The organism is Pseudomonas sp. 5Vm1k (genome assembly GCF_056161485.1).
The window spans coordinates 37792-52816 of sequence record NZ_JBSPCZ010000007.1; the positions used below are offsets into that span (position 1 = coordinate 37792).

3 protein-coding genes are annotated in these 15025 nt (G+C 61.9%); 1 reads left to right on the forward strand and 2 read right to left on the reverse strand.

Annotation, left to right across the window (positions count from 1 at the left end; translation table 11 throughout):
- Positions 1-29 precede the first annotated feature (29 nt).
- Together ACWIKB_RS15490 and ACWIKB_RS15495 are read right to left on the reverse strand one after the other, a co-directional pair.
- Positions 30-842, reverse strand: coding sequence for an alpha/beta fold hydrolase (locus tag ACWIKB_RS15490; RefSeq protein WP_475267923.1), 813 nt, complete (start codon positions 840-842; stop codon positions 30-32).
- A 193-nt stretch (positions 843-1035) separates the two neighbouring features.
- Positions 1036-14016 carry a non-ribosomal peptide synthetase gene (locus ACWIKB_RS15495; protein WP_475267925.1) on the reverse strand — a complete coding sequence of 4327 codons (12981 nt, stop codon included), beginning with the start codon at positions 14014-14016 and terminating at the stop codon, positions 1036-1038.
- A gap of 370 nt (positions 14017-14386) precedes the next feature.
- Between ACWIKB_RS15495 and ACWIKB_RS15500 the strand changes: the two genes are divergently transcribed.
- Complete coding sequence (locus ACWIKB_RS15500; protein WP_054614033.1) at positions 14387-14935, forward strand: RNA polymerase factor sigma-70; 549 nt, start codon at positions 14387-14389, stop codon at positions 14933-14935.
- The last annotated feature ends 90 nt before the right edge of the window (positions 14936-15025 follow it).

Consider the following 15025-nt stretch of genomic DNA (forward strand, 5'->3'; position numbering starts at 1 on the left):
CTTGCCCGCGAAGGCGTCAGAAAGATCGACTAATTTCTCTCAGCCAAAAAACCCAACAAAGCCTGCGTCACAAACCCGGGATTCTCCAGATTGGAGATATGCCCCGCCTCCGGCACCAGCACACACGGGCAACCAATCAACTCGGCCATTTCCCGTGCTTCTGACGGCGGTCGTGGTTTGTCCTGATCGCCACACATCACCAGCGTGGTGTCAGGATTCAACTCACCCAAACGCGGCAACAGATCATCCCGTCCAAAGGTAATCCGCCCCATCGGTACGATGCTCTCGCGCAGACGTTCCGCCGGTAACGCCGCCAATGACGCGCGGAAATCCTGATACAGCGCCGATTGCGGATCGATGCCCGGCCGGAAGAAGATCGGCACCACGATGTCCAGCAACTGCGACGAAATCACGCCGGTGTCTTCGATCTGCTTGAACAGCGAGAAATAATATTGGCGGGTCGGCTCGGGTTCGACGCCGACGTAGGTGTCCATCAGCACCAGGCCGTTGAGCCGTTGCGGTGCCGACAGCGCCAGACGCACGCCCCACATGCCACCGACGGACAACCCGACCAGGGTGATGCGATCAATGTCCAGATGATCGAGCAGCGCCAAGGCCTGGCGTGCCACATCATCCAGCGACGTCGTACCGTCAGGCAGTCGCCCGGATTGACCGTGGCCCCAGAGGTCCAGGGCAATCACCCGGTAATGCTGCGACAGCGCGGCAATCTGCGGCGCCCACATGGCCTGGTCCCACAGATAACTACCCGCCAGCAGCACGGCCGGGCCGGTGCCCTGGTCGATGTAGTGCAGGGGTTGTCCGTCTATTGTTGCGAAGGGCATCGAGTGTCTCCTTTGTGAAGGGGTCTACCGAAAAAGCCTTGGCAGGCTGAACCGGTACAGCTCGACAGTCAACGCGCAAATTGTAGCGAAAGTGCTGACGCCTTCGCGGGCAAGCCTCGCTCCTACAGGGATACGTAAATCTCCTGTAGGAGCGAGGCTTGCCCGCGAAGAGGCCATCACAAACGCTAGAGAATCAAAGCCCCTCCAGCTCCGCCATCAGGTCATTCAAGCGATCCACCTTCTCCTCGGTCATATCACTCGCCGCCAACCCGTCGATGTACTCGGCCAATTCCTCCACTGTGCTGCACTCGAACATCGCCCGCAGCGGCACATCACGTTGCAACGATTTCTGCACCCGCGAAGCAATCTGTGTCGCCAGCAGCGAATGGCCGCCCAGTTCGAAGAAGTTATCCCGAATACCGACCTTCTCCACCTTCAGCACCTCAGCCCAGATATCGGCCAGGGTCTGCTCCAGATCATTGCGCGGCGCCTGGTAATCCTGGCTCTGCAACTGGCCGATCTCCAGCGCTGGCAGCGCCTTGCGATCAAGCTTGCCGTTGGCATTCAACGGCAGTTTGTCGAGCCACAACCAGTGCAGCGGCACCATGTATTCCGGCAGTTCAGCGCGCAGGCGTTGCTTGATCCGTTCCAGGCGTTCGCTCGGGTTGAGCGCGGAATCCGCCACCAGATAGCCAACCAGGTGCTTGCCGTTGACGCCTTCCTGCACACCTACCGCCCCGTCGCGGACTTCCGGTTGCTCGTGAAGACGCGCCTCGATTTCCCCCAACTCGATACGGTAACCGCGAATCTTCACCTGATGGTCGATGCGTCCGACGTATTCCAGCACGCCGTCATTGCGCCGACGAGCCAGGTCGCCCGTGCGATACAGACGATCACCCGGCTCGCCAAACGGGTTCGGCACAAACACCTGGGCGGTGCGCAGCGGATCGCTGACGTAACCGCGACCGACGCCCGTACCCGCGACGCACAACTCGCCCACCGCTCCCAATGGCACCAGTTCCAGCGCGCCATCGAGCAGGTACAAACGGTTGTTGTCGGTCGGCGTACCGATCGGCAAATAGCTGCCGCGAGTCGAAGCCATGTCGACCCGGAAGAACGCCACGTCATCCGAGCATTCCGCCGGGCCATAGGCATTGACCAGCCCTATCTCCGGGTAGCGCAGCAGCCATTGGTGCGCCAGTTCCGGCGGCATCGCTTCACCGGTCGGCAGCATCCAGCGCAGACCGTCGAGGCTCATGCGTTCCTGGGCGAGCATGCCCTGGATCAGCGACGGCACGCTTTCGAGCACGGTGATGCCCTGGCTTTGCACGTGGGCCAACAAACCTTGCGGATCGTGGGCGATGGTGTTCGGCACGATGTCCACCCGCGCGCCGAACAGCGGCGCGGCGAGGAACTGCCAGACCGAAATATCGAAGCTTTGCGAAGCGGTTTGCGCGATCACATCGTTAGCGCTCAGGTTCAGGTACGGCACTTTGCTCAACTGGTTATTCAGCATGCCGCGCTGTTCGACCATCACGCCCTTCGGCAAACCGGTGGAGCCCGAGGTATAGATCACGTACGCCAGGTTATCCGGTGCGCTGTAGATGCCCGGGTTTTGCACCGAGGCATCGCTCGCTTGCACGTCTTCCCAGACCAGCAACCGTGGACGATTGGCACAACCGAACTCCTCCAGCAACGTGACGGCCTGATCACGACAGGCTTGAGTGCAGACCAGCAATGGCGTGCGGCTCAGGTCAATGATGCGGCTCAGGCGCTGGCTCGGCAGGCCCGGGTCCAGCGGCAAGTAACCGGCACCGGCCTTGAAGCTGCCGATGATCATGCCGAGCAAATCGAGGTTACGTTCGGCGAGCAACGCTACCGGCTGATCCAGCCCGACACCCGCCGCGATCAACGCGTGACCGAGACGGTTGCTGCGCTGGTTCAGCTCGACGTAACTGTGCAGCCGGTCGAGGCAACTCGCGGCAATCCGTTGTGGATGTTGCGCGACCTGGGCTTCAAACAGTTCGACGTAGCCTTTTTCCAACGGGTATTCATGTTCGCTCTGGTTGCAGCCATGGATCAGGAAGTCCTGTTCCTCGCTGCCCAGCAATGGCAAGTCGGCCATGTCGCCATGGAAGCCTTGCACCAGCGCCAGCAGCAGACGCTTGAACTCGCCGAGCATGCGCTCGACCGTGGTCTCGTCGAAATAACGCTGGTCGTAGGAGAGGTGCAAACCAAGGTCATCCCCCGGATAACACACCGCCGTCAGCGGGAAGTTAGTGTGGGTGCGGCCCGAATCCGAGGTGGCATTGAGGCTTTGCGCACGGTCCAGCACCGAGACTTCCACCGGGGCGTTTTCGAACACGAACAGGCTGTCGAACAACGGCTGGCCTTTCGGCAGTTCGCTGTTTTCCTGGATCGTCACCAGCGGCAGGTATTCGTACTCACGCAGTTGCATGTTGCTGTCGAGCAAGCCGCTGAGCCACTGGCGCACGCTGACGCGCTGATCGTCTTCCGGCATTTTCACCCGCAGCGCGATGCTGTTGATGAACAGCCCGACCGTGCGTTGCATCTCCGGCATTTCCACCGGACGCCCGGCCACCGTCACACCGAACAACACGTCGCGATCACCGCTCAAGCGCCGCAGCACCAAGGCCCACGCAGCCTGGGCGAAAGTGTTGATGGTCAATTGATGGGCCTGGGCCAGTTCGCGCAATTGCGCGCCGTCACGGGCATCGAGTCGGGTGTAGCGGTCGCCAACGATCATGCCGCCGCTGTCACCGGCGTGTTCACGCAGGAACGGCCGGTCGCTCGGGATCGGCGTGGTCCGCTCGAAGCCTTGCAGGTTGGTTTTCCACCACTGCCGCGCTTCGGCCAGGCTCTGGCGTTGCAGCCAGCCGATGTAGTCGCGGTAACGCGGCGGCACGGCCAATTGCGCATCCCGGCCCTCACCCAGCGCCATGTAGATTTCAAAGAAATCGTTCATCAGCAGCGAGCGGCACCAGGCATCGATCAGGATGTGGTGGTTACTCATCATGAACCAGTAGCGCGCCGCGCCGACCTTGATCAGGCGCAGGTGGAACGGTGCCTGGTTGAGCAGATCGAAGCCGGCCTCACGCTCGCATTTCAGTAGCGTTTGCAGCTTCGGTTCTTGCTCGGTTTCGGCGACGGCAGTCCAGTCCAGATACTCGATCGGCGTGCTGCCCGGTTTGTGGATCACTTGCAGCATGTCTTCGCCGACGTTCCAGCAGAACGAGGCGCGCAAGGCTTCGTGACGGGCGATCACCGCTTGCCAGGCCTGGGCGAAACGCTCGGCGTCGAGTTCGCTGTTGATGCGGTAGCGGTCCTGCATGTAGTAGAGGCCGGTGCCCGGCTCCAGCAAGGTGTGCAGCAGCATGCCTTCCTGCATCGGGGTCAGCGGGTAGACGTCTTCGATGACGGCGGCCGGGATCGGCAACGCATCGAGTTGCGGCTGGGTCAGTCGAGCCAGCGGGAAGTCCGACGGCGTCAGGCCACCGGCATCGTCGTGCAGGCAATGTTCGATCAGGCTTTGCAACTCGCCCAGATAGGCATTCGCCAGATCGCTGATGGTTTGCGGATCGTGGCGCTCGGCGCTGAAGGTCCAGCGCAGCACCAGTTCACCGCCGTAGACCTGACTGTCGACGCTCAGCTCGTTCGGCAGCGGCGCGCGAGGATCATGGGCCGCACCGACCGGTTCATCGAGTGGCCGGAACAACGCGTCCGCACCGAAGCTCTGGTCGAATTGGCCGAGGTAGTTGAAGGTGATCGGCGCCACCGGCAACGCGGCCATGGTCTGGCGGCACAGGTCATCGGCGAGGTAACGCAGCACGCCATAACCCAGGCCTTTATGCGGCACCGCGCGCAGTTGTTCCTTGATCGCCTTGATCGAGGCGCCCTGCTCCAGCGCCGGGATCAGTCGCAGCGGATAAGCGCTGGTAAACCAGCCGACGGTGCGGGTCAGGTCGATTTCGTCGAACAGGGTTTCGCGACCATGGCCTTCGAGCTGAATCAACGCCGATTCGTGACCGCTCCAGCGGCACATGACCCGAGCCAACGCGGTCAGCAGCAGGTCGTTGACCTGGGTGCGATATGCGCTCGGTGCCTGTTGCAGCAATTGCCGGGTGCGCTCGGCATCCAGGCGCACGCTGACGGTTTGCGCATGACGATTCTGCTGGCCACCTTGCGGGCGATCACATGGCAGTTCGACGCTTGGTCCGGCCAATTGTGATTGCCACCAGCTCAGTTCTTCGCGCAGGGATTCGCTGCTGGCATAGGCCTGCAAGCGTGCTGCCCAGTCCTTGAAGGCGCTGGTTTTCGCCGGCAGTTTCACCGACTGCTGTGCGTCGAGTTGACGGTAGACCGTTTGCAGATCGTCCAGCAAAACCCGCCAGGAAACACCGTCCACCACCAAGTGGTGAATGGCGATGAACAAGCGTTGCTGGCCTTCGGGACCGTCGACCAGCAAAGCACGCATCAGCGGACCTTGTTCAAGGTCGAGGCTGCGCTGGGCATCGGCGAACAGCGCGGTGCACTTGTCCATGGACGCAACGCGAACCTGCCACAGCACCGGGGTGTCATTCACCGCTTGGTGCGCGGCGTGCCACTGACCATCTGTTTCCGTGAAGCGCAGGCGCAAGGCGTCGTGTTGTTCGATCACCGCCAGCAGCGCTTGCTCCAGACGATGGGGTTCCAGGGCCAAGGTCGGTTCCAGCAACAAGGCCTGGTTCCAATGCTGACGCTCGGGGATATCCGTGTCGAAGAACCAGTGCTGGATCGGCGTCAAACCCGATTCGCCAACCAGCAAACCTTGCTCGGCGGTGACTTGCTCGGTGCGCGTCGCGACGGCGGCAAGGGTCTGCACGGTCTGGTGCTGGAAAAGATCCCGCGGGCTGAAGTGAATGCCCTGTTGCCGCGCACGGCTGACCACCTGAATCGACAGGATCGAATCGCCGCCCAGTTCGAAGAAGTTATCGTTGAGGCCGACCTGCGCCACGTTCAGCACTTCGCACCAGATGCCGGCCAGGGTCAGCTCCAGTTCATTGCTCGGTGCCACGTAGTGCTGGCGGTTCAGTTCCGGGTCCGGCGCCGGCAGTGCGCGACGGTCGAGTTTGCCGTTGGCGGTCAGCGGCATGCTCGCCAGCAGGATTAGGTGCGTCGGCACCATGTAGTCCGGCAATTGGGATTTGAGGTGAGCCTTGAGCGCTTCGCGCAGTGCGGCTTGGTGTGTTTCGTCCTGTTCGGCGACGTCAGTGACCAGATAGCCGACCAGTTGTTTGCCGCTCGGCGCATCCAACGCGAGGACCACTGCTTCACGGATGGATTGGTGTTCCAGCAGACGGGTTTCGATTTCGCCCAGCTCGATGCGGAAACCACGGATTTTCACTTGATGGTCGATACGCCCGAGGTATTCCACCAAACCATCGGCACGCTGACGCACCAGGTCGCCAGTGCGGTAAATGCGCCCGCCGTTGCTGGCGAACGGGTCCGCGACAAAGCGCTCGGCGGTCATGCCCGCCCGTTCGTGATAACCCTGGGCCAGGCCGGCACCGCCGACGTACAACTCGCCGGTCGCGCCTTGCGGCACCAACGCCAGGTCGGCGTCGAGGATGTACGCCACGCGAGCGCCGATCACGCTGCCGATTGGCACACTGCCCAGGCCTTCTTCCAAAACGTCCGGAGCCAGACTGGCCAACGGCATGACCACGGTTTCGGTCGGGCCGTAAGCGTTAAAGAACACACTCGGTTTGAACGTCGCACGAATCCGCGCCAGGTGTTCGCCGGTCAAGGCTTCGCCGCCGGTGATGATCATGCGCACCGGCAGGGTTTCGCCCTGGGTCGCCAGCCATTGCGCCAACTGGCTGCCGTAGCTCGGGGTGAAGCCGAGGATGTTGATTTGATGCTGACGAATCAGGCCGCAGATTTCTTCCGCGTCCCACTGGCCTTGAGCACGCAACACCACTTGCGCACCACTCAACAACGGCACCAACAGACGCTCGGTGGCGGCGTCGAAGTTGATCGAATAGAAATGCAGTTCGCAGTCGTCCGGGCGCATGCCAAAACGCTCGATCACCGCTTGGCAATGCATGGCGATTTCGCCGTGAGACACCACCACGCCTTTCGGTTTGCCGGTGGAGCCGGAGGTGTAAATCAGGTACGCCTGATGTTGCGGCAGGCTGATAAATGGCAGCTCGCTGGCCGGGTAGTTGGCCAGTTCGGCGGCGTCGTCTTCCAGGCACCAGCGAGCCACGGTCGAGGGCAATTCACCGAGGGCGTTGAACATGGCTTTGTCACTGAGAAGCAGACCAATGCCGCTGTCTTCGATCATGTAGTGCAGGCGATCGAGCGGGTATTCCGGGTCCAGCGGCACATAGGCGCCGCCAGCCTTGAGGATCGCCAACAGCCCAATGACCATTTCCAGCGAACGCTCCAGCGCCAGGCCAACGCGCACTTGCGGGCCGACACCGCGCTCGCGAAGCATCCAGGCCAGGCGATTCGCGCGGCTGTCGAGTTCAACGTAGCTCAAGGTTTGGCCAGCAAAGGTCAGGGCCGGCGCATCCTTACGCGCCAGTGCCTGCTCGCTGAACAGGTGATGAATGCACTGGTCCAGACGATGTTCGCCCGGCTCGATGCCGAGGCTGTTCAACAGGTTTTTCTGTTCCGTGACTTCCAGCAACGGCAATTCGCTGAGGCGCTGTTGCGGATCAGCCAACAAGGCTTCCAGCAGATTGCGCCAGTGCCCGGCCATCCGCGCAATGCGTGGTTCATCGAACAGGTCGGTGCTGTAGGTCAGGCAGCAACCCAGGCGATGGTCGAGGTCGGTGACTTCCAGGTTGAGGTCGAACTTGGTCGCCCGGGCATCGTTGGCCAGGTACTCGACGGTCATTCCGGCCAGAGTGCGGCTCTGCTGGAACTCCCAACGCTGGACGTTGCACATCACCTGGAACAATGGGTTGTAAGCGGCGCTGCGTGGGGGTTGCAGGGCTTCGACCAAGTGATCGAACGGCAGGTCCTGATGGGACTGGCCTTCGATCACGGTGTGGCGCACTTGCTCGAACAGTTCGCCGACGGACATCTGCCCGTCGAGCTGGCAACGCAACACTTGGGTGTTGAGGAACGCGCCGATCAGCCCTTCGCTTTCCGGACGAATGCGATTCGCGACCGGTGCGCCAATACGCAGGTCGGTCTGGCCGCTGTAGCGGTAAAGCAGCACAGCGAGGGCGGCGGTCATGGTCATGAACAGGGTCAGACCGTTTTGCGCGTTGAAGGCGCGAACACGGGCGGCAAGATCGTCGCTCAAGTCGAAACGGAACAGTTCACCCTGATGGCTTTGCACCGGCGGACGCGGACGGTCGGCGGGCAATTCCAGCAGCGGATGCTCGCGGCCCAGTTGCGCGGTCCAGTAGTCGAGTTGGCGTTGACGCTCGCCGGACTCCAGCCACTGGCGCTGCCAGACGCTGTAATCCAGGTATTGCACCGGCAACGGTTCCAGCGGCGATTCGCGATCATCGACGAAAGCTTCGTAGAGCGCACTGAGTTCCCGGGCAAAGATGTCCATCGCCCAGCCTTCGGTGACGATGTGGTGCAGGGTCAGCACCAGGTAATGTTCCTGTTCGGCAGTCTTGACCAGGCAAGCGCGCAGCAACGGGCCGGTTTCCAGATCGAACGGCTTGTGCGCCTCATCGTCCGCCAGTTGCTGGACCTGCCATTCGCGGCCCTCGGCATCCAGCGCAGTGAAGTCCTTCCAGTCCATGCGCAGGCCAGTGTCGGCATGCACCTGCTGCCGGGCCACGCCATCGACGCTCGGGAACGTGGTGCGCAGGGTTTCGTGGCGGATGATCAGCGCTTGCAGCGCCGCTTCGAAACGCCCGACATCCAGCACCCCGCGCAGCCGCGCCATGCCGCCGACGTTGTAGGCCGGGCTGTCCGGCTCCATTTGCCAGAGGAACCACATGCGCTGCTGGGAATAGGACAACGGCACCGCTTGGTTGCGGTCGACTTTCTCGATGGCTGGCTGCTGGTTGGTTTTGCCGCTGGCCTGGATCAAGCGCACCTGTTCCGCGAAGGCGCCCAGTTCACTGTTTTCGAACAGCGCGCGCAACGGTAATTCGACGTCGCAGGCCTGGCGAGTACGGGAGATTATTTGCGTGGCCAGCAGCGAATGGCCGCCGAGGGCGAAGAAATCGTCGCGCAGGCCGATTTGGGTTTGACCCAACACTTCACGCCAGATGCCGGCGATTTGTTGCTCCAGCGCGGTGACCGGTTCGACGTGTTCGCGGACCTGCCATTGCGGTTCCGGCAAGGCGCGACGGTCGAGTTTGCCGCTTGGGCTCAAGGGCATTTCGTCCAGACGCATCAGCTGGGCCGGAACCATGTATTCCGGCAGCTCGGCGGCCAGCGCGGTTTTCAGGCGCTGCGTTTGAACATCAATGTCTTCAGAGGAATCAGTGGTTGTGTAGTAACCAATCAACTGCGCGCCAGCGGCCGTTTCGCGCACCAGCACCACGGCTTGGGCGACGCTATCCTGGGCCAGCAGACGCGCTTCGATTTCTTCCGGCTCGACCCGGAAGCCACGCAGCTTGACCTGCTGATCGAGGCGTCCGAGGTATTCGATCACGCCATTGGCGGTCCAACGCGCACGGTCGCCGGTGCGGTACAAACGCGCGCCCTGCTCGCCCAGTGGATCGACCACGAAGCGTTCAGCAGTCAGGGACGGACGACCGAGGTAACCCCGGGCCAGGCCGATACCGCTGATGCACAGTTCACCCGGCACACCGGCAGGGACGGGATTGAGATCACTGTCGAGCACGCGGCAAATGACGTTGCCCAACGGCCGGCCAATCGGTGAACGCTCGCCATCTACCGTCGTGCAATGCCAATGGGTAACGTTGATCGCGGTTTCGGTCGGGCCATAGCGGTTGTGCAGTTGCACCGCAGGCAATTGCTCCAGCACACGGTTGCGCAGCTCGGCGGGCAAGGCTTCGCCACCAGAGAATACCCGGCGCAGGCTGGTGCATTCGGCGGTCAGCGGTTCTTCGATAAACAGCGCCAGCAACGGCGGCACGAAGTGCAGCGTAGTCACGCCATATTGCTGGACCAGTTGCGCGATGCGATGGGGATCGCGGTGTTCGCCGGGACCGGCAATCAACAAACGCGCGCCGGTGATCAGCGGCCAGAAGCATTCCCACACCGACACGTCAAAACTGATCGGCGCTTTTTGCATCAGCACGTCGGTGTCGTTCAAGCGATAAGTGTTCTGCATCCATTGCAGGCGCTCGGCGAGGGCCGCGTGGGTGTTGCCGACGCCTTTCGGTTGGCCGGTGGAGCCCGAGGTGTAAATCACGTAGGCCAGGTTGTCGCCGTGCAGGTGCAGGCCGGGTGCGTGGCTCGGCCAGTTTTCCAGGTGCAACGCGTCCATGGCGATCACGCTGACGCCATCGGTGGCTGACAAGCGGTCCAGCAATTCAGTCTGGGTCAGCAGTAATTCGACGCCGCTGTCGCGGAGCATGTAGGCCAGGCGATCGGCCGGGTAATCCGGGTCCAGCGGCACGTAGGTGCCGCCGGCCTTGATGATCGCCAGCAGGCCAATCAGCAGTTGCGGCGAACGCTCGGCGGCAATGGCGACGCACACATCCGGGCCGACACCTTTGTCGCGCAGGTAGTGGGCCAGGCGGTTGGCTTGGGCGTGCAGTTCAGCGAAGTCGAGTTGGCCGCCGTCCCAGATCAGCGCGGCGCGTTCCGGGGTCAGGCGCAGTTGTTCATTGAGCAATTCCGGCAGCCATTGGCTGGCCGGTGTGCAGGGGGTCGCGCTCCACGAGGCTTGCTGATCATGCTCGCTTGCAGTCAGCAGTGGCAGGTCGCCGATAGCTTGTTGTGGCTGTGCGCAAACCTCGCTCAGCAGGTTGGTGAAGTGCTCCGCCAGACGCTTGATGGTCGCTTCATCAAACAACTCGTTGGCGTAGTCGAAGGACAGACTCAGGCGACCATTACGGTCTTCTTCACTGTGCAATTGCAGGTCGAACTTGGCTTCGCGGCTGTGCCATGGCAACTCTTCGGCGAGCAACCCCGGCAAGCGGCGCAATGCGCTCAGGTCGCGCTGCTGGTGGTTGAACATGACCTGGAACAAACCGGATTCGCGGGCCTGGGGGAAGGCTTCAAGCAGTTGCTCGAACGGCAGATCCTGATGAGCCTGGGCGCCGAGCGCGGCTTGGCGGGTTTGCGCCAGCAACTCAACGAATGGCAGGCGCGAATCAACCTCGGCGCGCAGCACTTGGGTGTTGATGAAGAAGCCGATCAACCCCTGGGTTTCCAGGCGCGGACGGTTGGCATTCGGCACGCCGATGCGGATGTCGCGTTGGCCGCTGTAGCGGTGCAGCAGGCTCTGGAACGCAGCGAGCAACAGCATGAACGGCGTGGCTTCATGAGCCTGAGCCGTCTGGCGGATGGCTTCGCTCAGGCTCACACCCAGACGCACGGTGTGGCGGGCGGCGCTATGTGCGTGCTGCGCCGAGCGCGGATGATCAGTGGCCAGGCTCAGCACCGGATGTTCATCGCCCAACTGGTTTTTCCAGTAGGCCAGTTGCCGCTCGCCCTCACCTTGCGCCAGCCATTGGCGCTGCCAGCTACCGTAATCGGCGTACTGGGTTGGCAGGGCCGCGAGCGCGGTTTTCTGTCCTTGGGAAGCAGCGGCGTACAGGCGCGAGAACTCGTCGATCAACACATTCAGCGACCAGCCATCAGCGATGATGTGGTGCATCGTCACCAGCAGTTGATGGTCCTCGTCGTCGAGGCGCACTAGCGTCACCCACAGCAGCGGGCCTTTCTCCAGATCGAACTGGGTGCGGGCTTCGTCCTCACGGATTTGTTGTGCGCGCAGTTCACGCTTGTCGACGGGCAAATCGCTGATGTCGATCAGTTGCAGATTGAATTCGCCAGCCGCATCGACCCGTTGCAGCGCCACGCCGTCACGCTCAAAGAACCGTGTGCGCAGGGATTCGTGGCGTTCGATCAACTGCTGGAAACTGGCGCGCAGTGCGTCTTCGTCCAGTTCGCCGCGCAAACGCAAGGCGCCGGGAATGTTGTAGGCGCTGCTCTGCGGGTCGAGTTGCCAGGTGATCCACAAACGGTTTTGTGCCAGGGATTGTGGCATCGCTTCGCTGCGCGACAGCGGCGTAATCGTGCCTTGGGCGAGGCCGCCATCCTGTTGCAGACGGGCCACGGCATCAGCGAAAGCGCCGAGGGTCGGGGCTTCGAACAACAGACGCAGGTTCAGCTCCAGGCCCAGCTCTTCACGCAAGCGCGCGACCACTTGAGTGGCGGCGATGGAGTTGCCGCCGAGCAGGAAGAAATGATCGTCGGCGTTGACCTGTTTGACGTTGAGTTGCTCGCACCAGATTGTGGCGATCAAGCTTTGCAGCTCGGAAGCGGATTCAGTTTTGCCTGTGCTCTCGGTGGTTGCCGAGGGGAACAGCGCGTAGCTGTCGAGGCTGCCGTCCGCCAGGCGATTGCGGCATGCCGAGCGTTGCAGTTTGCCGCTGGAGGTCTTCGGCAACGCGCCGGGATTGAGCAACACCACCACGCTCGGCGCTTCCTGATACGCCTCGGCCACGGCTTGGCGGATGGCCTTGATCAGGGCGTCGGGCGGGAGGATTTTCTGCACGCTGCGGCTGATTTCCGCAGCAATGCCGATGCCTTCCTGGCCGTCGACATTCACCGCAAACGTGGCGACGCGCCCCTTGCGCACCACTTCCACTTCGCGCTCGACGGTTTGCTCGATGTCCTGCGGATAGAGGTTGTGACCGCGAACGATCAGCATGTCTTTCAGGCGCCCGGTGATGAACAGTTCATCGTCGCGCATAAAACCCAGGTCACCGGTGCGCAGCCAGGTGCGGCCCGCGTGCTGGACGAAAGTCTTGGCGCTGGCCTCGGGGTTGCGCCAGTAACCGTGGGCAATGCTCGGCCCGGAGGCCCAGACTTCGCCGACGGCGTTGTCCGCCAGTTCAGTGAGCGCGACAGGATCGACAATCAGCACCGCGTGCTCCGGCTGGCTGATGCCGCAACTCATGATCGCAGCGCCCTCGCCCGCTGTGGCACGGTTTTGTGCCAACGCCTGATCGTCCACGCGCAGGTTGCCGATGCCCTGGCCGCGCGGCGTGCCGGCCACGAACAGCGTGGCTTCGGCCAAACCGTAAGACGCCATGAAGCTGTCCGGGGTGAAACCACACGGGGCGAACTTCTCGGCAAAGCGTTCCAGGGTGTCGAGGCGAATCGGCTCGGAGCCGGAATAAGCCACGCGCCAGCCGCTCAGATCCAGCCGTTCCAGCGCCGATTCGCTGACCCGTTCGCTGCACAGGCGATAGGCAAAGTCCGGCCCACCACTGATGGTGCCGCCGTATTCGCTGATCGCTTCGAGCCAGCGCAACGGCCGGCCGAGGAAGTACGCCGGCGACATCAACACGCAGGGCACGCCGCTGAAAATCGGCTGCAACAGGCCGCCGATCAGGCCCATGTCGTGGTAAAGCGGCAACCAACTGACGATCACGTCGTCCGGGTTGAGGTCGATGCCGAAGCCATGACGGATCAGCAGTTCATTGGCCACCAGGTTGCCGTGGCTGACTTGCACGCCTTTGGGCAACGCGGTGGAGCCGGAGGTGTATTGCAGGAAAGCGATGTGGTCGTCTTCCAGATCCGGCGCGACCCAGCGTTCGGCCATATTGCTGTCGAGGGTGTCGACGCAAAGCAACGGCGGAGCGCCTTCAATTTGCAGTAAGGCGTCGCGCAGGCCGGCGCTGGTCAATAGCAGACGCGGTTCGGCATCGCTGATGATCGATAGCAGGCGTTCCTGGTGATGACGCTTGGTCGACTCCGGCGGATAGGCCGGCACGGCGATGACACCGGCATACAGGCAACCAAAAAACGCCGCGACGTAATCCGGGCCACTGGGAAACAACAGCACCGCGCGATCGCCAAATCCGGCCTCAGCCTGCAACGCGCCGGCAATGGTCCGCGCCCGCTGATCAAGTTCTTGATAACTGAGTACCACCGCCTGATCCGGGGTTTCGGCGAGAAAACGCAAAGCCACGCGATCCGGCGTCAGGGCCGCGCGGCGCTGGAGGGCTTGGACCAGTGTGCTGGGGAGTTCGAACGCGTCGGTCATGAGGTTTCCTGCCTGAATTCGGCTTGCAAGTTGGAATCGGTTTTCCTACGTCACGCTCATACAAATGGCGTGCAGGGCGCGGTCTTCGCCGACCGCGCAAGGCTTGGGAATGCGGTTATGGCCGGGACGTATCCGGAACCATTCACCAATGAGAACGATTGATGTCTTGAAATAATTAGTCGGCAGGCTTCAACCCCAACAGGGCCGGGCTTGCCTGCGTGTCGCAGTTCTCACTCTGCACTTTTGTGGAGCATTAATTCTCTTTCTCAATTGACAATCATTATCATTCAACATAATTTGTCGCTCGATGTGTAGGACGGCTCCGAAACGCTTGTCGTCCCGCAACCCTATTTGCAGCAAGGTGATTTCCATGACGGAACAAGTATCCACAAGCAGGTGCGATTCACCGCTACTTCAGGCTTTTGTCGACAACCGACTGATTCTGGTCAAAATTGCAGCCCGCATTACCGGCTGCCGGTCGCGGGCTGAGGACGTGGTGCAAGATGCGTTCTTCCGGCTGCAATCGGCGCCGCAGATCACCTCTTCGTTCAAGGCTCAACTCAGTTACCTGTTCCAGATCGTGCGCAACCTGGCGATCGATCACTACCGCAAACAGGCGCTGGAGCAGAAGTATTCGGGCCCTGAAGAGGAAGGTCTGAACGTGGTGATCCAGGGCGCTTCGCCAGAAACCTCGCACATCAATTTTTCGACCCTGGAACACATCGCTGACGCGCTGACCGAGCTGCCTAGCCGCACGCGTTATGCCTTCGAGATGTACCGCCTGCACGGCGTGCCGCAAAAGGACATCGCCAAGGAACTCGGCGTCTCGCCGACCCTGGTGAATTTCATGATTCGCGATGCGCTGGTGCACTGCCGCAAGGTGTCGGGCAGTCGGGCGGATACGTTCGCTCGTCGTTAAGATCTGAGATTTTTGTCGCACCCATTCGCGGGCAAGCCTCGCTCCTACGGGTTCAGCGCCAACCGTGCCATTGTGGTTCGACGCTAAACC

Bases quoted from the DNA above. Each gene is read 5' to 3' on its own strand.
- ACWIKB_RS15490 (WP_475267923.1), bottom strand. From the start codon at position 842: ATGCCCTTCGCAACAATAGACGGACAACCCCTGCACTACATCGACCAG.
- ACWIKB_RS15500 (WP_054614033.1), top strand. From the start codon at position 14,387: ATGACGGAACAAGTATCCACAAGCAGGTGCGATTCACCGCTACTTCAG.
- ACWIKB_RS15495 (WP_475267925.1), bottom strand. From the start codon at position 14,016: ATGACCGACGCGTTCGAACTCCCCAGCACACTGGTCCAAGCCCTCCAG.